This window comes from Rhizobium sp. CG4 (assembly GCF_023701965.1).
Lineage (GTDB): Bacteria > Pseudomonadota > Alphaproteobacteria > Rhizobiales > Rhizobiaceae > Agrobacterium.
Genome location: NZ_JABAEG010000003.1, coordinates 16,149 through 42,061 on the forward strand (window position 1 = coordinate 16,149; position 25,913 = coordinate 42,061).

A 25,913-nucleotide genomic window follows, 5' to 3' on the forward strand; every position below is an offset into this window, starting at 1 on the left:
TGCCATGATAGACAAGCAACCGAAGACGAAAGACCGGATATGTTGATCGCATTGATGGCTGGATATGTCCTGCATTTGGCGTGTAGCCGCCTTTTTACTTTTATAGAAATGCGAAAAACTGTATCCATTGAAAACTGGAGATACAGAAAATGTCCGATGAGAAAACAGCGCTTTTGGTGATCGATGTGCAGGAATCGTTCCGGCACACACCGTATTTCGAGGAAAGCGGTCTGAATACCTATCTTTCGGCACAGCAGAAACTGATCGATGGTGCAGACACTGCTGGTATTCCGGTCGTCCAGATTTTTCACGTTGACGGTGACCACGCATTTTCCGAAGAAAACGGATTTGTTCGCACGCTTGATGGCATTGAGATCAACCCCGCCGTGACGTTTCGCAAAAACCGCCATTCGGCATTTGTCGGCACGCAGCTTGACGCTTGGCTGAAAGAAAATCGCATCACGCGATTGATCGTTTCGGGTATTCGCACTGAGCAATGCTGCGAAACGACAACCCGCCATGGCTCCGATATTGGTTACAGCGTGGACTACGTAACCGAGGCAACGCTAACCTTCCCGATGACACGTGCTTCCGGTGAAGTTTTTTCGCCCGAGCAGATTGCCAAACGCACCGAGTTGGTCCTCGCCGGACGTTTTGCGCGTATCGCCACGGTCGATGACGCTTTGGTAGGAACGAAAGCAACAGCATGATGAACACAAGCGGCGGCGCTTCAAAAACAATTATTTCTGTCTTTGTGGTTCTGCCGCCGCAAACTCTGCTGCTGGACGTCGCTGGCCCACTGGAGGTGCTGCGTTATGCCAATCAACAGCAAAACCACATTCATTTTGATTGCCATTTCATCGCGTCAGGCGAAACACAGTCCACCACCATTGGCCTGACCTTGGCGGGGCTTGAGACTCTGCCGAACGAGTTGCCTGATAATGCCATGGTGCTGATTTCAGGCAGTTCTTCTGTCACGCCGCCCGGTGCCGGTTCAGACAGTGATATCAGCCGGGAAAGGCGTGCTTTGGCCGATTGGCTGCGCAGCACCGTCAGAGACGATACCGTCATTATTTCCATCTGCTCCGGTGCATTGATCGCAGCGCAAGCTGGACTGTTCGACAAACACCAATGCACCACCCATACCGACTGTATAAGTGAATTGCGCCGTGTAGCACCTCTGGCGCAGGTGTTGGAAAACCGGCTGTTTGTCGAGGATGGTAAACGTTTCTCAAGTGCGGGAATTTCGACCGGCATCGATCTGCTGCTGCATATCGTGTCGGGTCTGACGACCCCCGTGGTCGCGGCGCGCATCGCGCAAACCATGGTCGTCTATCTCCGCCGCAGCGGTCACGATCCGCAGATTTCACCTTGGCTGAGCGGTCGCAACCATATTCATCCGTCAATCCATAAGGCGCAGGATGCCATTATGTCCGCACCCGCCGAAGAGTGGTCTTTACCGCAACTGGCGGGACGTTCTGGTCTCAGCCAGCGGCATCTCTCGCGGCTGTTTCGCGAACATACCGGCATGAGCGTGGTGGACTATGTCAACCTGATGCGGGTAAATCTGGCGCGCGATCTGATCAGCAATTCGCGACTGGACATGGAGAGCGTGGCGGAACGCTCCGGTTTTGCCTCGACACGTCATCTTCGCCGTGTGTGGTCTGAACATAATTCCCACTCACCCAGTCATTACCGTTCGCATCTGTCGTGAGATGTGACCGCCGCGATTCATCACGCGGGCAGGCAGTATCCCATCAGGGAAATTCAATGGTTATGTCTCCGCAGGATTGCTAGTTTGGCAAAAGCAGTTTTGAAAAGGAGTATTTGACGTGGAAAAACGCGCCCTTGGCCGCACCGGCCTATCCATCGCACCCATTGTTTTCGGTGGTAACGTGTTTGGCTGGACTGCCGACGAAAAGACCTCTTTCCAGCTTCTGGATGCTTTTTTTGACGCGGGTTTTAATGCCATCGACACGGCAGATGTCTATTCCGCCTGGGTTCCCGGCCATCAGGGTGGTGAGTCAGAAGCAATCATCGGCAACTGGTTGAAACAGAGTTCGGTAAAACGCGAAGATGCTGTCATCGTCACCAAAGTCGGCTTCGATAATAATGAGCGCAAGACAGGTCTGAGCGCCAAGTGGATAAACGAGGCTGTCGATGCATCGCTCAAGCGCCTGCAGACCGATTACATCGACCTTTATCTGGCCCACAAGCCGGATGAGGATGTACCGCTTGAGGAAACGCTTGGCGCATTTGCGCGGCTGAAAGAGCAGGGCAAGATCCGCGCAATCGGTTGCTCGAACTATAGTGCCGAACAGCTTCAGGCATCGCTGGATGTTGCTGCACGCAACAACCTGCCGCGTTACGATGTGCTGCAGCCGGAATATAACCTCTATAACCGTGCCGATTTTGAAGGCCCGCTGGCCGACCTCTGCGTGAAGGAAGATATCGGCGTCATCAACTATTACAGCCTTGCCGCTGGCTTCCTGACCGGGAAATACCGCGCCAAGGTCGATACGGAAGGTGCTGCACGCTCGTATCGGGTAGAAGGTTACGTCAATGACCGCGGACTGGCTGTCCTCGGTGCGATGGACACAGTGGCTGCCGAAACCGGTGCAAAGCTGGCAGATATCGCTCTTGCATGGTTGCTGCGCAAAAAGGCTGTGACAGCACCGATAGCCAGCGCCACAAGCCTGTCGCAGCTGGAGAGTTTCAAGCGGGCAACGGACCTGAAACTGACAGACGACATGATGACGCTTCTCGATAAGGCAGGTGCATAATGAGCCTGCAAATTCGTGATGCCCAGCCACAGGATCAGGCCGACTGGCTAAAACTGTGGCGCGATTATCTCGCCTTTTACAATGTTGATCTTGCTGAAGAGGTAACGGCTCATACTTGGGCCCGGGTGATGGACCCGGTCTCGCGTCTGTCCATGCGTCTGGCGGTCCTGGATGGGCAGACGGTGGGATTTGCCATTCACCATTTTCATGACTCCACCTGGGTTAAGGCCCCGGATTGTTACCTGGAAGACCTGTTCATCGATGAGACCATTCGTGGCAAGGGTATCGGCCGCGCCCTGATTGATGATCTGATTGCCATCAGCAAGGAAAAGGGCTGGTCACGCCTCTATTGGCACACCGATGAAAACAATCAGCGCGCTCGCAAGCTTTATGACAGCTATGTCGAAAGCGATGGCCATATCCGCTACCGCCTCAAGTTCTGATCAGCCCTTGAAGCGGAAAAAATCGACGAAGGCCCTCAGCGCCGGCCGCATCTGCCGGCGCGAGGGGTAATAGATATAAAAACCGTCAAACGGTGCACACCAGTCCTCCAGCACACGCACCAAACGGCCAGCCCTTATGTGGTCTTCGACCCGTTGTTCGAACACGAAAGCAAGACCTGCACCGTCAATTGCCGCACGGCAAATGAGGTTTTGGTCCGAAAGGATCAGTTGCCCCTGCACATCAACGACCAGCGGTTTTCCGTCCTTTTCCAGCTCCCATCGATAAATCCGCCCACTTGAAAAACGACGGCTTATGCAGCGATGTTGCATCAGTTCGCGGGGATGATGGGGAGCTGGATGTTGCTCGAAATAACCAGGTGACGCGACAATCGCGCCGCGCCACGGGCCACTGGCACGAACGGCAATCATGTCTGCTTCCAGATTTTCGCCCAGCCGGAATCCGGCATCAAAACCTTTGGCGACAATATCCTCAAAGCTATCATGGGTGGCGACTTCAAGAGAAATGTCGGGATAAAGCTCCAGAAACTCGCTTAGCCGCGGCATCAGCAATTCTTCTGCTGCAAGGCGCGGCAAGGTCACGCGCAACGGTCCGGCCGGGCGACCACCCTGTTCGGCAAGCGTGCTGATGACGGTGTCTATATCGCTCAAGGCTGGTGCCAGTGTTTCAAGAAGCCGCCGGCCTTCTTCGGTCGGTGAAACGCTGCGGGTGGTGCGGTGAAGCAGCCGCAGGCCAAGGCTAGCCTCCAGTGCAGAGACCGCATGGCTGACCGCGGATGGCGCAATGCCCAGTTCAGCGGCCGCCTTGCGGAAGCTTTTTTCTTCTGCGACGGTGGCCAGAACGGCCAGTTGTGAAAGCTGAACACGATTCATTGTTCTATTATTTAGAACAACCCACGCGAATTTGCAGCGATTATTTTTATCCGCGCATCGTCATATGGTGTGTCTGTTCCTCAAAGAATATTTCCTTCCTGAAAGGACGGACAAAATGAAAAACAGAACTCTCGGAAAAGATCTTTCTGTCTCGGCGCTTGGCCTTGGCTGCATGGGCATGACCCACGCCTATAGTCCCTCGGCAGATCACAGCAGTTCGATTGCCACGTTGCACCGGGCGGTGGAACTGGGCGTCACCTTTTTCGACACAGCGGAAGTTTACGGTCCCTACGACAATGAAATCCTTGTCGGCAAGGCGCTGCAGCCTTACCGCGACAAGGTGGTGATTGCCACCAAGTTCGGTTTCAAGATTGATACCAGCAAACCGGCCGGCCAGATGATGGTGGGCACCGACAGCCGCCCTGAAAATGTCCGCGCCGTGGCTGAAGCCTCGCTGAAACGTCTCGGCGTTGATGTTATTGATCTGTTTTATCAGCATCGCGTCGACCCCAATGTGCCGATTGAAGAGACGGTGGGCGCTATGGCTGATCTGGTGAAGCAGGGCAAAGTCAAATATCTCGGTCTCTCCGAAGCCAGTGCCGATACCATCCGCAAGGCACATGCCGAACATCCGATCACGGCATTGCAAAGCGAATATTCGCTCTGGACACGCGATGTCGAAGAAAATGGCGTGCTGGACACCTGCCGCGAGCTGTGTATCGGTTTTGTGCCATTCAGCCCACTTGGTCGCGGTGTCCTGACCGGAGCACTGAAAAAGCTGGATGGATTGTCGGATAATGATTTCCGTCGTTCGCTTCCGCGTTTTCAGGCGGAGAATTTCGATGCCAACCTGGCGCTGGTTGCACTGCTGGAAGAGATGGCAGAACAAAAGGGTGTAACAGCCGGTCAACTGGCTCTGGCCTGGGTCCTAGCGCAGGGTGATTTTATCGTGCCAATCCCCGGAACCACCAAGATTGCCAATCTGGAAAAGAACATTGCTGCGGCAGACGTTGTGTTGACCAAGGAAGAGGTCAAGGAGCTTGGCGATCTGCTGTCGCCGGCAAAGGTGGCAGGCGGTCGTTATCCGCAGCAACTGGCTTCGATGGCAAGCCGCTGACAGGCGGCCTCAGGCGTGAGTGAGGACACCCTGGCGGTAGGCTGAAGGCGTAGTGCCGACAAGGGACTTGAACACCCTCGTCAAATGGCTCTGGCTGCTGAAACCACAAGCGGACGCGATCTGAGCAATCGGATCGCGTCCTGCCAAAAGCGCTTTGGCCCGGGCAAGGCGTCTGTGCATCACCCAGACATGCGGAGAAACTCCACAACTGGTGTGGAACATGCGCTGCAAATGAAATTCGCTGAGACCGGCAATCCCTGCCAGATCATGCAGGGTCAGCGTCTGACCAAGATTGGCGTCGATATAATCAATAAGCCGTCGCCGTACCGCTGGCGTCAGGCCACCCTTGATCGAAGGGAACTGCTTTCCGCCGTAACGCGGATCGGTAAACAGTTGAGTCAATGCGCTGGTCACGGCGGCATCTGCGGCCATCCTATCACTTTGCCGGGTTGCCTCTGCAATGCGCTGCAAAGCCTTTGCCATTTCAGGCGCATTGTCGAAGGTTGCCTCGGGCAACACCATCAATCTGGCGTCCTGATCAAACATTTCCGTATAGAAACGGCGCAGGTCGTCATCCTCTACGTAGAGATGCACAAACTCGAAGGTATCAGTGATTTCCCATTCCGACGAGGCGCCTTGCGGCATGACACACAAGGCCCCCGGCCAACCGTTCACACCGCCATTGTCCAACCGCCGCGTGCCGGTGCCGCCTTGCAGGTAAAGGCTGAATGTGTGTCCGCCAGTCCGCTCATATTTCATGCGGTCATGCGCATTGCGCCAGATTGCTGCCGAGCGCCCAAACGAAAGATCGATCGCACCAACCACATCTGCGGAAGGCGACGCCTTGAGAAAACTGAAAACGGATTGCGGTTGAGCCTGCATGATGAACCCTGACGATGAGGCCATTCTACCGAATAGTTTGGGTCCTGTCACAATCTACGCAACGGTTCAGGTAAGCCGAGATCATTTCACCGCAAGAATATGCAAGAATGCGGTTCACGGGCGGCGCATATCTTTCTCGCAATACCGCGAGGACCAAATGGCCAACATCATTCTATTTATTTCCACCGTCTTGATCTGGGGCACCACCTGGATCGCAATTGCCATGCAGGTCGGGCCGGTGCCGGTCCTGGTTTCGGTCTTTTACCGCTTTGCCACCGCAGCAGTTCTGTTTCTCATCGTCCTGATAGTGATGGGAAAACTGAAAATTCCGGCACTGAAAAATCAGCCCTTTATTCTGGCGCAGGCATTTTGCCTGTTCAGCCTCAACTTCATCTGTTTCTACAATGCCGCAAGCTACGTGCCATCGGGCCTGATCTCGGTGATCTTTTCGCTGGCGACGATCTACAACGCCATTAATGCTCGGCTGTTTTTCGGCGATGCGATTACCGGGCGCACACTGGTGGCGGCAGCTCTCGGCGCATCGGGTCTGGTGTTGCTGTTTGGGCCTGATATCCTCATCCACTACAATGTCGACACGTGGAAAGGTGTCAGCCTGTCGGCGCTCGGCACGCTGTTCTTTTCCCTCGGCAACATGGTGTCACGCCGCAACAGTGCGGCTGGCATTACACCGGCCACAGCTAATGCCTTGGGCATGACCTATGGGGCAATCATTCTGTTGGGTTTGATTGCGGTCACTGGAACGCCGGTCGTTGCACCGCCCGACACACGATACCTGCTGGCCATGCTCTATCTCGCTGCCATTGGTTCCGTCGTTGGCTTTACCACTTATCTGATGCTGGTCGCGCGCATCGGATCGTCGCGGGCCGCTTATGCCACCGTGCTGTTTCCAGTGGTCGCGCTGTCGCTTTCGACGCTTTATGAAGGGTATCAGTGGACTTTGCTTGGCGGCATTGGCCTGCTGCTGACGCTGGCCGGCAATGTGGTGATCTTTGCAAAACAACCTACACCCCGAAAAACGGCGACGGCTTGAAACGTCTGCCGCAACAACAGCCAACCAAAACAAAAAGGCCCGCTTTCGCGGGCCTTGATCGTTTAAAATCAATGCTGTCTCAGGCGCGCAGCACGCCGCCGGTTGTCTTTTCGACATTGCCGACGATCTTGGCAGTTAGTACTTCGAAATCCTCATCCGTCAGGGTCTTGTCGACCGGCTGGATCTGAACTTCGATTGCGATGGACTTTTTGTTCTCGCCAAGGGACGCACCTTCGAAAACATCGAACACGTTCACACCGGTCACCAGCTTGCGGTCCGCACTTGTTGCAGCCTTGATGATCGCACCAGCTTCCACCGACTTGTCGACCACAAAAGCAAAATCGCGCTTCACAGCCTGGAATGGCGAAAGCTCAAGCGCCGGCTTGGTGCGGGTGGCTTTTTTCTTTGGCTCTGCCATGGCATCGAGATAAATCTCGAAACCGGCATAGACGCCCGATACGTCGAGTTCACCAAGTGTTTTCGGATGGAATTCACCGAAGTAACCAAGAACGATTTTCGGTCCCATCTTGATGGTGCCGGAACGGCCAGGATGATACCAGTCCGGTCCGCCAGCCTCGATCTGCACATTGGCCATTGGCAGGCCGCAGGCCTCGATCACTGCCAGCGCATCGGCCTTTGCGTCATAAACGTCAACTGGCTTGCCGCCGCCCTTCGATGCGTTGGACCACATGCGGCCAGCGCCGGAAAGCGATGCTGTGCCGCGACGAACGCCGCCAGCAACACGACGCTGACCTTCCGGCGTGTCGTTTTCATAGGTGCCGGACACTTCGAAGATGGCAACGTCGCCATGACCCTTGTCGGCATTACGCTGAGCGGCGGTCAACAGACCTGGCAGCAGCGAAGGCCGCATGTCGGACATGTCGGCCGCAATCGGGTTGGCAAGCTTCAGGGCAGGCAATCCGCCACCAAACAGCTTGGCCTGTGCCTCGGGAATGAACGACCATGTGACGGCTTCGAGCATGCCACGGCTGGCCAATGCGCGGCGCGCGGTGCGCGTGCGAATTTGAAGCGTGGTCAGGATACGGCCGTTGACGGCACCAAGGCTTTCCAGTGGCTGTGGCTTGATCTTGTCCACGCCATGGATACGCATGACCTCTTCAACCAGGTCGGCTTTGCCTTCCACGTCTGGACGCCATGATGGAACTGAAACGCTAACGCGCTCACCCGAACCTTCAATGCCAAAACCAAGCCCCTTGAGGATCTCAAGGCTTTCTTGCGTCGAAACCTCGAGACCGGTGAGGCGCTTGACCTCGGACAGCGGGAAGTCAACGAACTTGGGTTCAAAACCCTTGTAACCAACGATCTTGGCTTCACCCGCTGTGCCTCCGCACAGTTCCAAAACCAGTTCCGTGGTGCGCTCAAGGCCCGGAACCATATATTCCGGGTCGACACCGCGTTCGAAACGATAACGGGCATCGGTGATGATGCCGTGTGTACGACCGGTCTTGGCTATGTTGATCGGGTCCCACAGAGCCGATTCAATCAGCACGTCTGTGGTGTTCTCATCGCAGCCGGAATGTTCGCCGCCCATGATGCCACCGATGGATTCCAGACCATTGTCATCAGCGATGACAATGTTGGCGGGACCAAGCTTGTATTCTCGCTGGTCAAGCGCCAGGATAGTTTCACCTTCCTGAGCGCGACGGACCACCAGATTACCCTTGACCTTTGCAGCGTCAAACACGTGCATCGGACGGCCCTGATCGAACGTCATGTAGTTGGTGATATCAACCAGCGCGTTGATCGGGCGCAGGCCAATCGCCATCAGGCGCTGCTGCATCCATTTTGGGCTGGGGCCATTTTTCACGCCACGGACGATGCGCAGGGAGAAGCCGGGGCAAAGGGCCGCGTCTTCCAGATCCAGCTTTACGTCGACCGGTGTCAGGCCCTCGATCTTGAAAGCCGGTGCCGGTTTTGTCTTCAGCGTGCCAAGGCCGGATGCGGCCAGATCGCGGGCAATACCGTAGATCGACGTGCAGTCCGGACGGTTTGGCGTCAGGTTGATTTCGATAACCGGGTCATCAAGACCGGCATAGGCTGCGAAGGATGTGCCGATTGGCGCATCTTCCGGTAGATCGATAATACCATTATGGTCGTCGGAGATGTTGAGTTCCTTTTCGGAGCACATCATGCCGTGGCTTTCCACGCCGCGGATCTTGCCGACCGAAAGGGTCACATCGATGCCAGGAACATAGGTGCCCGGACGCGCCAGCGCACCAACGAGACCGGCGCGTGCATTGGGTGCACCGCAGACGATCTGAACCGGCTTGCCGTCACCGGCATCAACGCTCAATACCCTGAGGCGGTCTGCCTCTGGGTGTTTTTCAGCCGTCAGAACCTTGGCAATAACGAAGGGCTTGTAGGCAGCCTTGTCATCCACGTCTTCAACCTCAAGACCGATGGCTGTCAGGCGCTCGCAGATTTCATCAAGCGTGGCATCGGTTTCAAGATGCTCTTTCAGCCAGGAGAGTGTGAATTTCATCGTCTTTTCTCCTTACTGGCTCAAGCCGCCGAACAGGGTCGGGATGTCGAGAGGGCGGAAGCCATAGTGGTTCATCCAGCGAACGTCGGCGTTGAAGAAGTCACGCAGATCAGGCATGCCGTATTTCAGCATGGCAATGCGGTCGAGACCCATACCCCAGGCAAAGCCCTGATATTCGTCCGGATCCAGTCCCCCTGCCCGCAGTACATTGGGATGTACCATGCCGCAGCCGAGGATTTCCATCCAGTCCTTGCCTTCGCCGAACTTGACGATCGGGCCGGAGCGGTCGCACTGGATATCCACCTCGAAAGACGGCTCCGTGAACGGGAAGAATGACGGGCGGAAGCGCATCACAACGCTGTCGACTTCGAAGAAGGTCTTGCAGAACTCTTCCAAAATCCAGCGCAGATTGCTGACATTTGCCTTTTTGTCGATCACCAGGCCTTCGACCTGATGAAACATCGGCGAATGGGTGGCGTCAGAGTCCTGACGGTAGGTCTTGCCCGGAATGACGATGCGGATCGGCGGCTTTTGGGCCTCCATCGTACGCACCTGGACTGGCGAGGTATGCGTGCGCAGAACCTTGCGCTCGCCCTTGTCATTGGCAGGCAGGAAAAAGGTGTCGTGCATTTCGCGGGCCGGGTGGCCTTCCGGGAAATTCAGAGCCGTGAAGTTGTAATAGTCGGTTTCGATATCCGGACCTTCGGCAATCGAGAAACCCATATCGGCAAAAATCGCGGTGATCTCATCAACGATCTGGCTGATCGGATGGATGCGGCCGCGCTCGGCAGGGGACTGACGAACAGGCAGGCTGACATCGACTGTTTCCGCTTTCAGGCGGGCCGTGATGGCTGCATCTTTTAGTTCGCTCTTGCGTGCAGTGATAAAGTCGGTGACTTCATTCTTCAGCTGGTTGATAGCCGCGCCGCGTGTCTGGCGCTCTTCCGGTGTCATTGTGCCCAAGGTTTTGAGAAGTTCGGAAACCGAACCCTTCTTGCCCAGCGCCGAAACACGCACAGCTTCAATGCTTGCCTCATCACCGGCTGCGGCGATCTCCGACATCAATTGCGATTTCAAAGTATCAAGTTCAGTCATCTTTTCCTGCCTCGCCGGGATATGTTCCAGCGGCTTGCGGTTTCACAGCATTCTTCAGATAGTCGGTCGCCATGATAAAGCGTCGCAGATCACTACCCATCCGCACGCGCCCGATCAACCGGGCAAGCGGTAAAAATCGCGCAAGAACGGTCACCAGACGCTGCAATTCTTGAACGGTGGCGGCAGGGGCCTGCTTCCGCCAGAGGCGGAAGGCTTCATCACAGGTTTTTTGTTGTTCGACGGAGCGGGTCGCAACGATCAGAAACAGCAGCCACAGATCGCGGGCCTGCGCAGATTCAAGCGGCATGACAGCTTCCGGCTCTTCTTCGAAATCCATGAAGCCGATGCGGCCGTCACGCAGGAAGAAATCGCGCACATGTGGGCGTCCATGGCACAGACCGGTGGCATGCAGTGCGCCAAGCGCTTCTGTTGCCTTGACCAGCAGTGCGTCATTTTCTGCCGGAGAGGCGTTTTTCAAACCCTTGAGCATGACCTCGACGGTCGGGCCGACATCACCAAGCACAATTGCGGTATCGGACGCATAGACAATCTCTGCAACAGGAAAGCCCTTTTCGGCAAAACGCTCCATGCGACGGATTTCCCGCGCCATCATGGCGGCAGGTTTGAGAAGTGGTGACGGCTTGAGAAATGAATAGGGCAGGAGCTTTGCCAGGAAAGCCTGCAGCGAAATCCACCAGGAGGAATTCTCCGTGCCCTGACGTTTGATCCAGACAGCGCCGCTGTCAAGCTCAAGCCGCTGGATGCGCCGGTCACTGGCCAGAAGTGCCTGCATAAGGGCGGCAATATCCGTATCTTTCAGCGTGACGCGGAACCCACGCTTTTTCGTGTCCATATCCGTTGCATTTAACATAAGCCTCCGATCGTCGCGTTATGCTGGCGATCCTCCCTGTTTCATGTGCAGAGCGGCGAGAGATGAACTGGATTAAGTTCCGTCGCTCCAAGCTGTCATTTGGCATCAGATCGAGAACCGCTGGGCGTTTTCGGTCCAATGCTCCGGACGCATGTCATCGAAAGAAAAAACCCGCGCCGGATGAACCGGCGCGGGTTTAATAAGAACGAAGATGTTCAGCGCCGTATTAGTTTACAGCAGCTTCAAACTCGTTTTTCGTACCGGCTTCCTTGAGGTACTCGAGAGCTTTCTTGGAAGCGTCTACGAGTGCGCCGAACGTTGCAGGCTCATGGATTGCCAGGTCAGACAGAACCTTGCGGTCAACTTCGATGCCAGCCTTGTTCAGGCCGTCGATGAAGCGGCCGTAGGTCAGGCCGGATTCGCGAACAGCAGCGTTGATACGCTGGATCCAGAGAGCGCGGAAGTTGCGCTTCTTGACGCGGCGGTCACGTGTTGCATACTGTCTGGACTTGTCGACAGCAGCCTTAGCTGTACGGATAGTATTCTTGCGACGACCGTAAAAGCCCTTAGCGGCCTTGAGTGTCTTGGTGTGCTTGGCGCGGGAAGTAACGCCACGTTTTACGCGAGCCATATCATGATCTCCTTAAAGTGTCCAAATACGCGGAAAAGTCTTAGAGACCGTTCGGCAGGTAGTTCTTGACGACTTTCTTGCCGTCAGGCTCGGCGAGAACCATGGTTCCGCGCGCGTCGCGAATGAACTTATTGGAACGCTTGATCATGCCGTGGCGCTTGCCAGCAGCGGCTGCAACGACTTTGCCGGTTGCGGTGATTTTGAACCGCTTCTTGGCAGCCGATTTAGTCTTCATCTTGGGCATTTTGCTACTCCGTTTTTTGTATCGAAACTGGCGGATGAGGCCTTGTTTCAAGCTATTCTGGAACGGCCTCGGCATGCCCTGCCGGACCGTTCGGACGCGCGCTTATAACCGCAGTCGGCCAAAAGCGCAACTCTTTATAAAAAGCCCTGTCAGGCTTTATTATTTGGGGGCGAGAACCATCATCATCTGACGGCCTTCGAGTTTCGGCTCGGCTTCCACCTTGGCAATCGCCAATGTGTCTTCCTTAACCTGCAAAAGAAGCTTCATGCCGAGTTCCTGGTGCGCCATTTCACGGCCACGGAACTTCAAGGTCACTTTCACCTTGTCGCCTTCTTCGAAGAAACGGCTGATTGCCTTCATCTTCACCTCATAGTCATGGGTGTCGATGTTGGGGCGCATCTTGATTTCTTTGACTTCGACAATCTTCTGCTTCTTGCGAGCTTCAGCGGCCTTTTTCTGGGTCGAGTACTTCAGTTTGCCGAGATCGAGAATCTTGCATACCGGCGGTTCGGCGTTCGGCGAAATCTCAACGAGATCGAGACCGGCCTCCTCTGCCAGTTTCAGGGCCTGATCCGTCGGCATCGGGCCGAGGTTTGTGCCTTCTTCATTGATGAGCTGAACGCGGGGAACCCGAATTTCCCGGTTGGAGCGCGGGCCCTCCTTGACGGGGGCATCGGCTTTGAAAGGTCTGCGAATGGTCGTATTCTCCTGAACTGTTTTCCGGATTGGCTGCGGCAATGACCTCCTGCCGAAGCAAATGGCGGAAATGTCGTGATTGCCGTGGCGAAGTCAATAGCATAAGTGCTGGAAAAAATCACCACTTGTCGCGGTTTTTGCGAATCTGCTCTACAAGACGTCAAAATCGAGGAGTGCAGGCATGCAAAACAGCGAAAATCCGGTTCAATACATCACTGTCGGTAACGATGATGATGCGCGCAATATAGGAATGATAGTTCGTCCTGCCAAGGCTGGTGCGAAGGGTCCGACCCTTTTGTGGCTGGGTGGCTATCGTTCAGACATGTCCGGAACCAAAGCCGTCGAGCTTGATCGTTTTGCAAGTGAACATGGATTGGCCTGCATTCGGTTCGATTATTCCGGTCATGGCGTCTCCGGCGGGGATTTCACCAAGGGCACCATTTCGCGCTGGCTGGATGAGACGCTGGCCGTGATCGCAGATCAGAAGCCGCAGAGCATCATTGCCATTGGTTCGTCGATGGGCGGCTGGATCGCGTTGCGCCTGGTGCAGGAATTAAAGAAGCTCAAGACAGCAACGATAGACGGTCTGGTTTTGATCGCCCCGGCGCCGGATTTTACAGCCGAACTGATCGAGCCAAACCTGTCGGATGCAGAAAAAGCCTCGCTTGCAGAGCGTGGTTATTTCGAGGAGCCTTCCGAATACAGCCCTGAACCAAATATCTTTACCCGCGCGCTGATTGAGGATGGCCGCGAAAACCGGGTGCTCAAGGGCATGATCGAAACCGGTTGCCCGGTGCATATTCTGCAGGGTGGACAAGATCCTGATGTGCCTTACACCCATGCTCTAAGGTTGATGCAGTTTCTGCCGGCCGATGATGTGGTTTTGACCATGATACAGGATGGCGACCACCGGCTTTCACGCCCGCAGGATATCGAGCGTATGCTGCAGGCGGTAAAAGACATGGCGTTTTCGGCAAAACCGCAACGGTCTTAACCATATTCAACATCTCTCTGCCTTCAGCAATCGCTAATGATTGACTCAAAGCCGTCCCTCATTTTAACGTTTTGTTAAGAATGTAAGGGACGGTTTCATGATGAAAGCACCGCTGGCGCGTGCGCTGTTGATAGCAGCTGTCGCGGGATTATTCTCTGCGGCTTCCGTGCAGGCGGAAAACAAGGGCAGCCTGTCTATGGTGACAGGCGGTGTCACCTCGCAGCCAATTGGCCATTATGAGTTCTGTCAGAAATACGCAGCCGAGTGCAATGTGCGCAGCAAACTGACAGCTCCACCACGTGTGACCGAATATGGCTGGAAGCTGGTGCGCGAGATCAATGCGTCGGTCAACAACAGCATCATCGCCATGACAGATCAGGAAATCTATGGTCGCGATGAGGTCTGGGAATATCCGACCACGGCTGGTGACTGCGAAGATTATGTTCTTTTGAAAAGAAAGATGCTGATCGAGAACGGATTTTCCGTGTCCGACCTTCTGATCACCGTCGTTCGCAAGCCTGATGGCGAGGGACACGCTGTACTGACATTGCGCACCACTGAAGGTGACTTCATTCTCGACAACCTGTCGGATGAGGTAAAACTCTGGACAGACACACAATACACATACCTGAAGCGCCAGGCCTCGTTTAACTCCGGCCGTTGGGTTTCCATCGAAGATGGTCGCGACGTTCTGGTTGGTGCTCTGAGATAACTGTCTTAAGTGAAGCCTGCCTGTGCAGGCTTCAGTTTACGTGTCAGCCAGCAATCCCGAGGCAAGATGCTGGAAAGCATCGACAGCTCTTGGAAATGCCTCTTCCGGATTTTGAGCGGCGGCAATCCATAGTGCTGCGTTCAGCACAGCGCCATTCAGCAGCCATGTCGCAGCCTTTGCATCGACTCTTTTCAGTGTTCCATCGTCAATCAGGCCCTGAACGGTTTTTTCAATCCGTTGCAGGCAAGCCGTCTGGTTAGGCCAATTTGCGGGGTCACCCAGAACCGCCGGACCATCCAGCAGCATGATACGCTGGATTTCAGGCTCTAGGGCCATTTCGATATAAGCGGTACTTTCAGCGAGCAATGCGAGCCAGGGCGTCGCTGCATCCTCCTGGACGATGCGCAACCGTGCCAGCATCTCACCATCAATCTGATCGATGACGGCCCATAGGAGGCCCTTTTTGTCACCAAAATTGTGATAGAGCGCCCCACGCGTCAAACCGGCTTCGGCCGTCAGGTCGTCCATGGACGCCGCGGCATAACCCTTTGTTGCGAAAGCTTTTCGCGCTGCAGTGATGAGCTTGGCGCGGGTTTCTTCAACCATCTGGGCACGTGTTTTCGCAGCCATTCGGCTCTCCTGAAATTAACATACGGTCCGTATGCGTATTGACATACGCGATGTATGCTAACATATATTGGCATACGGGCCGTATATCAATGCTGCGTCCCGCTCACTAAAGCAATGAAAAATCGACCGATTTATCCAAGAACGCCACTGCGTAAGGCAGACCCGTGTTCTGGAATTGGACGAGTGCGTTTTAAAGGAGCACACAATGACCAAACGCGATGCTATTTTCCCTGCCAGCAGGCAAGAACTCTATGAAATCAACGGTTACTCCGCAGCAATCCGATCCGGTGATCTGCTGTTTGTGTCCGGCCAGGTCGGCAGCCGTGAAGATGGATCTCCAGAACCGGATTTCGAAAAGCAGGTGCAGCTAGCTTTCGACAATCTCAAAGCGGTCCTGAAAGCAGCAAACAGCAGCTTTGATGATATTGTCGATGTCACGACATTTCACACCGACCCTGCCAACCAGTTCGAGGTGGTGATGGCCGCCAAGAACAAGGCATTTTCGGAAAAGCCATATCCGAACTGGACCGCTGTCGGTGTGAACTGGCTGGCCGGTTTCGACTTCGAAATCAAGGTCATTGCCCGCATTCCGCAATCGAACTGATTGTTTGTTCCCGGTGAAGCACGTGGGGTATTTGCGTGCTTTACCGGCCCATGCCCACCCGCCTTCATCACTCACAGCGACGGGATTTGTGCGGTAAGACTTGGCACACAAACCATTTTTCTTGAAGCCAAGGAAACTGGATCCTATTATATGGTCCAGTTTTAATGCTTACAGGATGTGTGCAACATGGATTTCAACCCAGCAACAACAGTCACAAATTTTGTTGTTCACGGGAAAGTCCTTGTTCATGTCAACTTCGATAACACTCTCCAATCTAAGCTGGTCGACGCCTGAGGGGCGCCCGCTTTTTTCCCACCTTACGCTTGCTTTCGAGGCAGAACGGACCGGCCTTGTCGGCCGCAACGGCGTCGGTAAATCGACACTTCTGAAACTGATAACCGGTGCACTGCAGCCGCTGGCGGGTGATATCTCGGTCTCTGGCAGCGTTGGCGCCATGAAGCAGATTGTGCAGATCGCAACTGATGAAACCGTTGCGGATCTGTTTGGCGTGTCTGGTGCTCTCACCATTCTTCGCCGTGCTGAAAATGGCGAAGCGACAATGGAAGAACTGGCGGATGCCGATTGGACGCTGGAAGATCGCATGCGCGCGTCGCTTGATCTTCTGGGCCTTGCTGTCACGGCTGAAACCCTGCTTTCCAGCTTGTCCGGTGGGCAACGAACCCGTGCCGGCCTTGCGGCACTGATATTCACGCAACCTGACTTTATCGTTCTTGACGAGCCTACCAACAATCTGGATCGCGAAGGTCGCCAAGCAGTCATCGATTTTCTGTCGACATGGCGCGGCGGTGTACTTGTCGTCAGCCATGACCGTGAATTGCTGGATACGATGGATTGCATCGTGGAATTGACCTCGCTTGGCGCAAATCGTTGCGGTGGCAACTGGAGCGATTATCGTGAAGCCAAAGCCTTGGAGCTTGCCGCTATCGAGCAGGATATGTCCGAGGCCGAAAAGCAGCTTAACGACGTTGCACGCAAAGCGCAGGCGAGATCAGAAGCCAAGGGACGCAAGGATAGCACGGGTAAGCAGAACGCCGCCAAGGGTGATCAGCCACGTATCTTGCTTGGCGCCATGAAAGGGCGAAGCGAAAGTACCAGTGGAGGCTATGCGCGATTGACCGAGCGCCGCCAGACTGAAGCCACAGCAGCACTGGAAACGGCACGACGTCGTAAGGAAATCCTCCAGCCATTGGTGGTAACACTGGCGTCAACCGGTCTGCCAGCCAGCAAAATGGTCCTGCAGATGGAAAACGTCACAGCAGGCTATCAGCCTGAAGCACCCGTTCTGCGCGATGTCAGTTTTACCATCACCGGACCGGAGCGTATTGCCATCACAGGCAAAAATGGTGCGGGAAAATCTACCCTTCTGTCATTGGTTACAGGTGCGCTGAAACCGTGGGCCGGTCAGGTGCGTGTGTTCACCCCCTGGGTCATGCTCGACCAACAGGTCAGCCTGATGGATAGCGCGACCTCAATTCTTGATAACTTCCGCCGACTGAACCCGAATTCCGATGACAATCAACGCAGGGCCGCACTGGCGAGATTCATGTTCCGTGCCGACGCTGCCCTGCAGATTGCCGGAAGTCTCAGTGGCGGTCAGCTTTTGCGGGCAGGGCTTGCCTGCACGGTAGGTGGTTCATCGCCGCCACCCTTGCTGGTGTTGGATGAGCCGACGAACCATCTGGATGTGGAGGCGATCGAAGCCCTAGAAGCGGGATTGCGCGCCTATGACGGCGCGCTGCTGGTCGTCAGCCATGACGAGGTGTTTCTGGAGGCAATCGGTATAAACCGTTATCAGCCATTGCCGATGATTATACCGGCTGCCAACACCAGCGATCCACCCAGCACCACCTGAAAGACTGCCCGCATGAATGGCGTTTCCATAAAGCGGTTCTGGATGAAGGCAATTGCCCACAGTTCAACAAAGACCACGACGGCCGCTATGGCGGTGGCCGTCCAGAAATGTGGAATGAGATAGGGTAATGCGTGGCCAAGGCCGCCAACGGCGGTCATGATACCCGAGGCAAGGCCGCGTTTGAGCGGTGAGCCTCGGCCGGAAAGTTTGCCATCATCATGGGCCGCTTCGGTAAAGCCCATGGAGATGCCGGCACCGACGGAGGCGGAAAGGCCAATGAGGAATGTTTGCCAAGTATCCTGGGTGGCAAAGGCCGCCGCGAAAATCGGCGCCAGTGTCGAAACCGAACCATCCATCAAACCGGCAAGACCCGGCTGCACATAGGTCAGCAGAAACTGGCGTTTCGCAGTTTCTTTTTCGGTCTCATCAACGCCGTCGGCCAGATGTTTGTTTTCCAGCATCTCGGCGATGTCCTGGTGTCCACGTTCCGCATCTGCCAGATCGCCAAGCAGTTTGCGGGTATCGGCGTTGGACACGCGGGCGACCGCCTGGTCATAAAAATTCGCCGCCTGCTGTTCCATGAGCTCGGCCTGCAGGCGGATTTTCTCAAGCGACAGGTTCTTAACCAGCCAGTCCGGTTTGCGGTCATAAAAACCGCTGACATGCTCACGGCGAATAAGCGGTATATTGTCGCCAAACCGGCGTATGTGCATGTCGATCAGCATATTGCGGTGCGTCTGCTCAACCTCGGCCATGTCGTCGAAAATTTTGGCTGATGCCGAGTAATCCTGCCTCAGAATGCTGGCATAGGCGCGGTAGATCCGGGCGTCGTCCTCTTCACTCGCAATGGCCAGTGCCAATATCTCCTGTTCGCTTAGCGAAGAAAAATCACGTTTTGAAGAGGCAAACAGCGAGCGCAACATGGGAATGTCCTAGTTTAGAATTATTCTAAATATATTCAATGTCGCGCTGGGAAGCAAGGGATGCAAAAGGTCGCATTGCGAAAATTGCCCATGAAGACCATATGAGGCTGGCAGAAAGACATGAGTGCAGAAAGAACCGCCGGAACCAGCATGAGCGATGATCTACAGGCAAGAGCCGCCCACAACGCTGGAATTCAGCGCCGTGCCGAGGATGAGATGGCGCGGATGGGGATCGATGCGGCTTTTATCGATCATCTCGTAGAGACCTTTTACGGTCGTGTTCTCGCCCACCCGGAGCTGGGGCCGGTGTTTGATGGCAGGCTGCACGGCCGCTGGCCTGAACATATGGCCAAGATGAAGAGTTTCTGGTCGGCCATCGCATTCAAGAATGGTGGTTATGCGGGAAAACCGGTGCAGGCGCATGTTGGTGTACAGGGCATGACGTCCGGTCTGTTTCCGCAATGGCTGGCGCTCTTTTCGGAAACGCTGAGTGACATCGCCCCCAGCCGTGAAGCGCATGACTGGTTCATGGCAACGGCCGAGCGTATCGCCCGCAGCCTGACATTGTCACTGTTTTACAATCCGGCACTGGATGATCCTGCGATAAAACGGACCTGACAGGGCAAGGGGGGCACGCCCCTCGGCAGGGCGCGCCCAATCGGTTATTTTCTGACTATGGTTTGGGATAAGGCCATTTCCAGTTCTGGATTTCCGGCATGTCCTCGCCATGTTCACACACAAACATCTTGTGCTGCATCAGCTTTTCATGAAGCGCGGTCACGACATCTGCGGCCTTTTCCTTGAGAACCGGCAACCGGTTGATCGCCTCGATTGCCAGGTGATAGCGGTCCAGCTCATTCATCACGGCCATATCAAACGGAGTTGTGGTCGTTCCTTCTTCAATAAAACCACGCACGTGGAAGTTCGGGTGATTGGTGCGCTTATAGACCAGCCGGTGAATGAGATAGGGGTAGCCGTGATAGGCAAAGATCACCGGCCGATCTGTGGTGAATATCCGGTCGAACTGCTCGTCGGATATGCCGTGCGGATGATGTTGCGGTGACTGCAGTGTCATCAGATCCACCACATTCACCACGCGAATGCGCAGATGTGGCAATGCTTGCCTCAACAGATCAACCGCCGCCAGTGTTTCCATGGTTGGCACATCGCCGGCGCAAGCCATCACCACATCTGGCTCCAGTCCGTCCTCGGTCCCCGCCCATTCCCATATGCCAAGCCCTGCTTCGCAATGGTGCTCGGCTTCTTCCATGGTCAACCACTGCGGGGCGGGCTGTTTGCCCGCCACTATCACGTTCACCCGGTCCCATGTTTTCAGGCAATGGTCGCCAACCCACAGAAGGGTATTGGCATCCGGTGGTAGATAGACCCGCACAATCTCCGAGCTTTTATTGGCAACCAGATCAACGAAGCCCGGATCCTGGTGGGAGAACCCATTATGATCCTGCCGCCAGACATGCGACGTCAGCAGATAATTGAGTGACGAAACCGGTTTTCTCCATTCCAGTTCACGCGAAACCTTCAGCCATTTTGCATGCTGATTGAACATGGAATCGACAATATGGATAAAGGCTTCGTAGCAAGAGAATAAACCGTGTCGGCCGGTGAGCAAATATCCTTCCAGCCACCCTTGGCACTGGTGTTCGCTCAATACCTCCATCACCCGGCCTTGCGGGGCGAGATTGTCGTCGGTTTCCAGCGTCCGCGCCATCCACACGCGGTCGGTGGCCTCAAACACACTGCCCAAACGGTTTGACGCCGTTTCGTCTGGCCCGAAGATACGAAAGTTCTTCTCACTTTCATTTAGCCGGATAACATCTCGCAGATAATCGCCGAGAACCTTGGTCGCTTGCCCCTCGGTTGCACCGGGTGTGGTGACGGAAACGGCGTAGGTCCGGAAATCCGGCGTATGCAACTCCTTGCGCAATAATCCGCCATTGGCATGTGGGTTGGCGCCCATGCGTCGCTCACCCTGCGGTGCCAGCGCTTTCAGTTCCTCTTTCAGGGTGCCGTTTGTGTCAAACAGATCCTCCGGATTGTAGCTCCTCAACCAATCTTCAAGGATCTTGCGGTGCCCGGCATCCTGCCGGCAATTGGCCACCGGCACCTGATGCGAACGCCAATGGCCTTCGACGATCTTGCCGTCCACCATCTTGGGTCCGGTCCAGCCCTTGGGCGAACGCAGGATGATCATCGGCCAACGCGGACGCTCGGACGCGTCTTTTTGCGCCTTCTGTTTGATTGTCTTGATGCGATCGAAAATGACATCCAGCGTTGCCGCCATTTGCTGGTGCATGGCTTCCGGCTCATGCCCCTCGACAAAAAACGGCTCATAGCCATAGCCGGTAAACAGATGTGTCAGCTCTTCGTCGGGTAGGCGTGCCAGCACGGTCGGATTGGCAATTTTATAGCCATTCAGATGCAGGATTGGCAGCACGGTCCCATCAATTGCCGGGTTCAGGAACTTGTTGGAATGCCACGCGGTTGCCAGTGGTCCGGTTTCGGCCTCGCCGTCCCCCACCACGCAGGCAACGACCAGATCAGGATTGTCGAAGGCCGCACCATAGGCATGTACCAGCGCGTAACCCAACTCGCCGCCTTCATGGATCGAACCCGGTGTTTCCGGTGCCGCGTGGCTGGGAATGCCGCCAGGGAACGAGAACTGTTTGAACAGCTTCAGCATCCCGGCTTCATCCTCAGTAATTCCAGGATAGATTTCCGAATAGATCCCTTCGAGATAGGTGCTGGCTACCATGCCTGGCCCGCCGTGGCCCGGGCCGCAGATATAGATGACGTTGCTGTCGCGCGCTTTGATGATCCGATTGAGATGAGCATAGATGAAATTGAGACCGGGGGTGGTGCCCCAGTGTCCCAGCAGGCGTGGTTTGACGTGTTCTGCGCGTAGAGGCTCTTTCAAAAGGGGATTGCCGAGAAGGTAAATCTGCCCGACGGACAGATAGTTAGCGGCGCGCCAGTAGCGATCGATCAGCGAAAGCTCATCTGCCGTCAATGTTTTTTCACCGGATACTGCTTTTGTTGCCTGCGTCATACGTGCTCCTCACTCTGGTGATGTTTTGGAGAGTTACGCCCCGATTGGACGCAACAAAATTCTCCAGAAAATTCACTGCGACGCACCAGACTGGTCCCAAAAATCGTAACCCACTTTGCGGGCTGGTGCAGTTCCATGCGTAGAAGATACTGCTTGGACCGGCTTCTCCTTGACGCAAGTCAAGTTATGTTACGGCTTGTCTACGATTAGCGACCAAAGGCTACAATCATATGGCGTAGTCTTGCAATCCTCAGCTGTTAAAATGCTGCCCGCGCAAGATTCGGAACACCAAAGCCGCCTTTTGCGAAAGGATCGATTTTCCCACTTGAAGCAATCAAGAAGAAATGATTAGTAAACTGTGGGAGGCGTACCCGGCGGTTCGCCTTATGAAACTCTTCATAACAAGGCAAACCAACATGGATCGCAGATCTTTTATCCGCAATGCAGGCGCGGTTGGCGCCGGTGTCACGGCAACTGCATTGGCCGCTCCGGCCATCGCTCAAGAAAACCCGAAAATCACATGGCGCATGACCTCATCCTTTACCAAGGGTCTGGATATTCTGTTTGGCGCAGGCCAGATTGTTGCTGACCATGTGAAGGAAGCAACCGGCGGTAACTTTACCATCCAACACTTTGCCGGCGGCGAGATCGTTCCAGCTTTGCAGGCTGCTGATGCGGTGACGGCCGGTACGGTCGAAATGGCGCATACCTGCTCCTATTATTACGTGGGCAAGGACCCGACCTTCGCGCTTGGCACGTCGGTTCCGTTCGGTCTCAATGCACGCCAGACAAACTCCTGGTTCAATCAGGCTGGCGGTAATGAACTGCTCAACGAATTCCTAGCCCAGCACAACATTTACTCTATCCTGCTCGGCAACACCGGTGCGCAAATGGGTGGCTGGTTCCGCAAGGAGATCAACACCATCGATGACCTCAAGGGTCTGAAAATGCGGATCGCCGGCCTGACCGGTCAGGTCATGCAGAAGGTAGGCGTCACGCCGCAGCAGATCGCGGGCGGTGATGTTTATGCAGCGCTTGAAAAGGGCACGATCGACGCGACCGAATTCGTTGGGCCGTATGACGACCAGAAGCTCGGCTTCTACAAGGTCGCCAAGTATTATTACTACCCTGCCTGGTGGGAGGGCGGCCCGGCTGTTCATGCTTTCGTCAATCTCGAAAAGTTCAACAGCCTGCCAGAAAACTACAAGCGCATCTTGAAGGACGCCTGCGCGGCCGGAAGCGCCAGCATGCTGGAGCGTTACGACGCTCATAATCCGAAGGCACTGAAGGAACTGGTCGCACAGGGTGCTGTGCTGCGTCCGTTCAGCCAGGAAATTCTCGATGTTTGCCACAAGGCAGCACTGGAAACCTACGCTGAAATTTCCGCATCCAACCCAGCCTTCAAGAAAATCTATGACAGCCAGCAGGCTTTCAAGAAGGACGCCTATCTCTGGGCGCAGATCGCTGAATACACCTACGACACCTACATGATGATCCAGCAGCGCAACGGCACGCTGTAATCATCGACGGTAATTGTTATGCGGTCACCCGGTTTGGTCCGGGTGACCGTTTTTGTGGGTGGAGACCAGCTTCCACACCTCACGTTCGCGCCATGCTACTGGGCTCAGGCCAGTTATGCGGCGAAATTCGCGATTGAAGTTGGATTTGGTCTGGAAACCGGCATCCAGCATGATCGAGGTCACCGATTGCTCGGTTTCTTCCAGAAGACGGCAGGCTTCCCGGATACGCAGCTGATTGACGTATTGCGATACGTTCATATTGGCAGACCGGTTTATGGCATTGGAAATCTGTCGGCTGGGTAGGCCAAGTCGGCGCGACAGCCGTGTGAGATTGAGATTCTCATCGCGGTACAGCCTGTCCTTTTGCATGATATGCTCCAGCCGCTCCATCACTTCACGGTCTTCAGTGGAAGGTGGAATAGGCGTGTCGCTGAGCGCCTCTGTGCCAGCCTCCGGCTCGACCTTGCTGCCTTCTGCAACCGACGCCGTCAGACCGATCAAGAAAAGGCCTAGAAGATTGGCATTGCTGACGATGGCGGCGACATTGGCACCGCGTGTCCACTCGAAGTCCAGGAGCACCAGAAAGTCAAAGCAGGCAGACAGGCACAGCGCGCCCGCGGCGATGTAGAGCGCGCGGTGGGCAGGCACTACACTCGCAAAACGCGCCTCGTCCAACCCGTCAGGACCTGAACGACCTAGCGCAATGATGGCAACCGCATAACCGACAAACAGAGTAATCAGCGCAAAGTCGATCGCCAGCGGATAGACGAGCATCAGCAACAGAATGATCAGCGGAGAAACGACGATACCGGTCAGGGTAAAGTTGCGGGTGGCAGGTTGGTCATTCATCAGGCTGCGGAAGCTGGCATAGACAAGCGGCGGCAGGCATCCGGCAATAATAGGCAAGACATAACGCACGTCCTCGACACCATAACCCCAGCGCACTCCGACTGAAATCGATTGCAGCACACAAAGGCCGATCAGCGCCAGAAATGGTCGGTTGGCTTTTTTTTCACGGGCCCTGAACAATGCGATCAAGGTGATACTGAGCAACAGGGCAACGACAAAGGGCAGGGGAATAAACAGCACGTTAAAGGCCTTGCGGAACGAAGTTATGCGCGAAAGCGCAGCACAAGCCGATTGCTTCGGTTGAGTATTCAATGAATGGACCAGATCGCGTTCCGGTACGACCTTGATCGTGATTAAGGTCGCTAAATACCTGATTTTTGCCAGCATGAGCCATCGTTCATCCAACTCAACGAGGTTTTTTATGCGGTTTCAACTTCTCATCGTGGCCCTTCTTATGGCCTGCACGGCTGGCTCGGGTGCCTTTTCAGCAGAGCAGGTCGGTGTGCGCGACATCAATGTTTTTTCCCCACAGCGGAACAGCAATCTCGAGGTGACGGTGTGGTACCCGTCAGCGGGGGACGGCGAAAAAACACTGGTTAGCGATACCAGGATTTTTGAAGGTTCACAGGCTTTCAAGAATGCCACCATCAAAACCGGCCTGTTTCCGCTCGTCCTGTTGTCTCATGGCTCAGGTTCAAGGGTCGAAGGCATGGCATGGATTGCGGTGAAACTGGCTGAGGCCGGTTTTATCGTGGCTGGCACCAACCATCCCGGCACCACGAGCGGTTATTCTACACCACAGGACACACCAAAAATCTGGGAGCGTACGCAAGACCTCTCAAACCTTGTCACAAGCCTGACCACCGACAAGGCCTGGGTGTCTTCCATCAGCCAGAGCAGTGTAGGTGTCTTGGGTTTTTCGCTGGGCGGTGCGGCGGCCATGGAAATTTCCGGTTTGCGTGCCGATCTTGATTCGTTTGTGCGTTATTGTGAAGACCATTCAGACATGATGGATTGCCGCTGGTTTGCCGGTGGGCGCGGTTATGTGAATGACGAAGCGGTATCCGTGCCGAAGCTTGATTTGCGCACCGTCGACAAGGGACGGTTTGAGCAATCCAACAGGGACCCGCGCATAAAGGCGACGGTTCTTGTTGATCCCGCTCTGGCAACGGTCATCCAGCCCGAAAGCATCAAGGACGTGACAATCCCACTGACTTTCATCAATCTCGGCGATGAGGGCAAGGTTCCGGTTGCCGTCAAAGCGGATGAGCTGTCGCATCAGATCTCCTCGGCAAATTATGTTCGGCTCGGCGGTGCCGACCATTTCAGCTTTCTGCCGGTTTGCAAAAAGGACGCCAATGCTTTTCTTGAATCCATTGGTGAGTTGGACCCCATTTGCAGCGATGCCGGTCTGCGGGACCGCGCTGAGATTCATCAGGAACTCATTAAAACCATTGTCGATAGCTTCACCCGCACCCTGAAATACGGCCATTGAACCAAATGTCAGTAAAACAAAACGCCGGGAAAACCCGGC

At 55.1% G+C, this 25,913-nt stretch carries 24 protein-coding genes and 1 pseudogene; 13 read left to right on the forward strand and 12 right to left on the reverse strand.

Features of this window, described 5'->3' with window-relative positions; genetic code table 11:
- The first annotated feature begins 149 nt into the window (after nt 1-149).
- From HGO37_RS10315 to HGO37_RS10330, 4 genes are all read left to right on the forward strand, one after another.
- On the forward strand, nt 150-710 hold the full coding sequence (locus HGO37_RS10315; RefSeq protein WP_250983274.1) for an isochorismatase family protein: 561 nt from the start codon (nt 150-152) through the stop codon (nt 708-710).
- Nucleotides 710-1,714, forward strand: a complete 1,005-nt coding sequence (locus HGO37_RS10320) for a GlxA family transcriptional regulator (protein WP_250983677.1) — start codon at nt 710-712, stop codon at nt 1,712-1,714. The genes HGO37_RS10315 and HGO37_RS10320 overlap by 1 nt, the downstream gene beginning before the upstream one ends.
- Nucleotides 1,715-1,832: 118 nt before the next feature.
- On the forward strand, nt 1,833-2,783 hold the full coding sequence (locus HGO37_RS10325) for an aldo/keto reductase (protein WP_250983275.1): 951 nt from the start codon (nt 1,833-1,835) through the stop codon (nt 2,781-2,783).
- On the forward strand, nt 2,783-3,226 hold the full coding sequence (locus tag HGO37_RS10330; RefSeq protein WP_250983276.1) for a GNAT family N-acetyltransferase: 444 nt from the start codon (nt 2,783-2,785) through the stop codon (nt 3,224-3,226). Before HGO37_RS10325 ends, HGO37_RS10330 begins: the two co-directional genes overlap by 1 nt.
- Here HGO37_RS10330 and HGO37_RS10335 read toward each other — a convergent pair whose 3' ends face one another.
- A complete protein-coding gene (locus HGO37_RS10335) occupies nt 3,227-4,117 on the reverse strand; it encodes a LysR family transcriptional regulator (protein WP_250983277.1) in 891 nt (296 codons plus the stop codon).
- A gap of 115 nt (nt 4,118-4,232) precedes the next feature.
- Here HGO37_RS10335 and HGO37_RS10340 point away from each other — a divergent pair, with 115 nt between their 5' ends.
- A complete protein-coding gene (locus HGO37_RS10340) occupies nt 4,233-5,234 on the forward strand; it encodes an aldo/keto reductase (protein WP_250983278.1) in 1,002 nt (333 codons plus the stop codon).
- 9 nt (nt 5,235-5,243) lie between these two features.
- Here HGO37_RS10340 and HGO37_RS10345 read toward each other — a convergent pair whose 3' ends face one another.
- Nucleotides 5,244-6,116 carry a helix-turn-helix domain-containing protein gene (locus HGO37_RS10345; protein WP_502941406.1) on the reverse strand — a complete coding sequence of 291 codons (873 nt, stop codon included), beginning with the start codon at nt 6,114-6,116 and terminating at the stop codon, nt 5,244-5,246.
- Nucleotides 6,117-6,273: 157 nt separating this feature from the next.
- Here HGO37_RS10345 and HGO37_RS10350 point away from each other — a divergent pair, with 157 nt between their 5' ends.
- Nucleotides 6,274-7,167, forward strand: coding sequence for a DMT family transporter (locus HGO37_RS10350; protein WP_250983279.1), 894 nt, complete (start codon nt 6,274-6,276; stop codon nt 7,165-7,167).
- A 79-nt stretch (nt 7,168-7,246) separates the two neighbouring features.
- Here HGO37_RS10350 and pheT read toward each other — a convergent pair whose 3' ends face one another.
- The 6 genes from pheT to infC form a co-directional block, all read right to left on the reverse strand.
- A complete protein-coding gene (gene pheT / locus HGO37_RS10355; protein ID WP_250983280.1) occupies nt 7,247-9,670 on the reverse strand; it encodes a phenylalanine--tRNA ligase subunit beta in 2,424 nt (807 codons plus the stop codon).
- Between the two features lie 12 nt (nt 9,671-9,682).
- On the reverse strand, nt 9,683-10,765 hold the full coding sequence (gene pheS / locus HGO37_RS10360; RefSeq protein WP_192486607.1) for a phenylalanine--tRNA ligase subunit alpha: 1,083 nt from the start codon (nt 10,763-10,765) through the stop codon (nt 9,683-9,685).
- Nucleotides 10,758-11,636, reverse strand: coding sequence for a BUD32 family EKC/KEOPS complex subunit (locus HGO37_RS10365; RefSeq protein WP_192486608.1), 879 nt, complete (start codon nt 11,634-11,636; stop codon nt 10,758-10,760). The genes pheS and HGO37_RS10365 overlap by 8 nt, the downstream gene beginning before the upstream one ends.
- 226 nt (nt 11,637-11,862) lie before the next feature.
- Nucleotides 11,863-12,267, reverse strand: a complete 405-nt coding sequence (gene rplT / locus HGO37_RS10370; protein WP_192486609.1) for a 50S ribosomal protein L20 — start codon at nt 12,265-12,267, stop codon at nt 11,863-11,865.
- Between the two features lie 40 nt (nt 12,268-12,307).
- Nucleotides 12,308-12,511 (reverse strand): 50S ribosomal protein L35, encoded by a 204-nt coding sequence (rpmI, locus tag HGO37_RS10375; protein WP_192486610.1) that lies wholly within the window; start codon nt 12,509-12,511, stop codon nt 12,308-12,310.
- A gap of 159 nt (nt 12,512-12,670) precedes the next feature.
- The gene (gene infC, locus HGO37_RS10380; protein ID WP_250983679.1) at nt 12,671-13,207 is read right to left on the reverse strand and encodes a translation initiation factor IF-3; all 537 of its coding nucleotides are present in this window, start codon (nt 13,205-13,207) and stop codon (nt 12,671-12,673) included.
- Nucleotides 13,208-13,388: 181 nt separating this feature from the next.
- On the opposite strand from infC, the gene HGO37_RS10385 reads away from it, so the two are divergent.
- On the forward strand, nt 13,389-14,201 hold the full coding sequence (locus tag HGO37_RS10385; RefSeq protein WP_250983281.1) for an alpha/beta hydrolase: 813 nt from the start codon (nt 13,389-13,391) through the stop codon (nt 14,199-14,201).
- 97 nt (nt 14,202-14,298) lie between these two features.
- A complete protein-coding gene (locus HGO37_RS10390; RefSeq protein WP_250983282.1) occupies nt 14,299-14,913 on the forward strand; it encodes a transglutaminase-like cysteine peptidase in 615 nt (204 codons plus the stop codon).
- A 36-nt stretch (nt 14,914-14,949) separates the two neighbouring features.
- On the opposite strand, the gene HGO37_RS10395 is transcribed toward HGO37_RS10390, so the two are convergent.
- Nucleotides 14,950-15,543 (reverse strand): TetR/AcrR family transcriptional regulator, encoded by a 594-nt coding sequence (locus HGO37_RS10395; RefSeq protein WP_250983283.1) that lies wholly within the window; start codon nt 15,541-15,543, stop codon nt 14,950-14,952.
- Between the two features lie 205 nt (nt 15,544-15,748).
- Here HGO37_RS10395 and HGO37_RS10400 point away from each other — a divergent pair, with 205 nt between their 5' ends.
- Both HGO37_RS10400 and HGO37_RS10405 read left to right on the forward strand, forming a co-directional pair.
- Complete coding sequence (locus HGO37_RS10400) at nt 15,749-16,147, forward strand: RidA family protein (RefSeq protein ID WP_192486614.1); 399 nt, start codon at nt 15,749-15,751, stop codon at nt 16,145-16,147.
- A 247-nt stretch (nt 16,148-16,394) separates the two neighbouring features.
- Nucleotides 16,395-18,020, forward strand: coding sequence for an ABC-F family ATP-binding cassette domain-containing protein (locus HGO37_RS10405; RefSeq protein ID WP_250983284.1), 1,626 nt, complete (start codon nt 16,395-16,397; stop codon nt 18,018-18,020).
- Here the strand turns inward: HGO37_RS10405 and mbfA are convergent.
- Nucleotides 17,960-18,943: an iron exporter MbfA gene (gene mbfA, locus HGO37_RS10410; RefSeq protein ID WP_250983285.1), complete on the reverse strand. Its 984-nt coding sequence runs from the start codon at nt 18,941-18,943 to the stop codon at nt 17,960-17,962. The genes HGO37_RS10405 and mbfA overlap by 61 nt on opposite strands.
- Nucleotides 18,944-19,093: 150 nt before the next feature.
- On the opposite strand from mbfA, the gene HGO37_RS10415 reads away from it, so the two are divergent.
- Nucleotides 19,094-19,561, forward strand: coding sequence for a group III truncated hemoglobin (locus HGO37_RS10415; protein WP_250983680.1), 468 nt, complete (start codon nt 19,094-19,096; stop codon nt 19,559-19,561).
- A gap of 55 nt (nt 19,562-19,616) precedes the next feature.
- On the opposite strand, the gene HGO37_RS10420 is transcribed toward HGO37_RS10415, so the two are convergent.
- Nucleotides 19,617-22,010: a phosphoketolase family protein gene (locus tag HGO37_RS10420; RefSeq protein WP_250983286.1), complete on the reverse strand. Its 2,394-nt coding sequence runs from the start codon at nt 22,008-22,010 to the stop codon at nt 19,617-19,619.
- A gap of 416 nt (nt 22,011-22,426) precedes the next feature.
- On the opposite strand from HGO37_RS10420, the gene HGO37_RS10425 reads away from it, so the two are divergent.
- Complete coding sequence (locus HGO37_RS10425; protein ID WP_250983287.1) at nt 22,427-23,530, forward strand: TRAP transporter substrate-binding protein; 1,104 nt, start codon at nt 22,427-22,429, stop codon at nt 23,528-23,530.
- On the opposite strand, the pseudogene HGO37_RS10430 reads toward HGO37_RS10425, so the two are convergent.
- Nucleotides 23,494-24,619 (reverse strand): annotated as a pseudogene (locus tag HGO37_RS10430) (helix-turn-helix domain-containing protein). The gene HGO37_RS10425 and the pseudogene HGO37_RS10430 sit on opposite strands and share 37 nt — an antisense overlap.
- 181 nt (nt 24,620-24,800) lie before the next feature.
- On the opposite strand from HGO37_RS10430, the gene HGO37_RS10435 reads away from it, so the two are divergent.
- Nucleotides 24,801-25,874, forward strand: a complete 1,074-nt coding sequence (locus tag HGO37_RS10435) for an alpha/beta hydrolase family protein (RefSeq protein WP_250983288.1) — start codon at nt 24,801-24,803, stop codon at nt 25,872-25,874.
- Nucleotides 25,875-25,913: the final 39 nt, after the last annotated feature.